This window comes from Pedococcus sp. P1_H8, from assembly GCF_056405175.1.
Map to the genome: position 1 here is coordinate 1 of NZ_JBFUCP010000185.1, position 480 is coordinate 480.

The window sequence follows — 480 nt, forward strand, 5'->3', positions numbered from 1 at the left end:
GACCTCCTCACAGGTGAACGACTCGAAACCGACCTCGGTCAGCAGTTCGCGCGCGGAGGAGAGCAGGGCGTCGAACTTGCGCTGGCTGCGCTCCTGAGTGGGGCGCTTGCGGGGCAGCAACTCCTGCGGATCGTCCGGGCTCTCCAGAGCCGGGTCCGCGCGTCGCGAGGCTCGACTGCTGGTGATGGCTTCCACCACCCCAGGTTAACCGCAGGGGCTCGGGTTTCGACGCACCCCATGGTCTGGTGTTTCTCCCGGTACCGGATACCTCGGACGGGGCCGGGATTTCAGGCGGCGACGCGCCGGCGGTAGAGCACGGTCGACCAGGCGAAGCCGGCCACGGTGATCGCCGCGCACCAGCCGAGGGCGAGCCAGGCGCTGTTGCCGATCTCGGTGCCCATCAGCAGTCCTCGGACGGTCTCGATGATCGGGGTGACCGGCTGGTTCTCGGCGAACCACTGCAGCCACGAGGGCATCGAG

General features: G+C 68.5%; 2 pseudogenes. Both read right to left on the reverse strand.

Annotated features, from left to right (window positions below):
• Positions 1 to 195 (reverse strand): annotated as a pseudogene (locus tag AC1DYG_RS19505) (hypothetical protein); the annotation flags it as partial.
• 92 nt (positions 196 to 287) lie between these two features.
• Positions 288 to 480: pseudogene (locus AC1DYG_RS19510) on the reverse strand (ABC transporter permease); the annotation flags it as partial.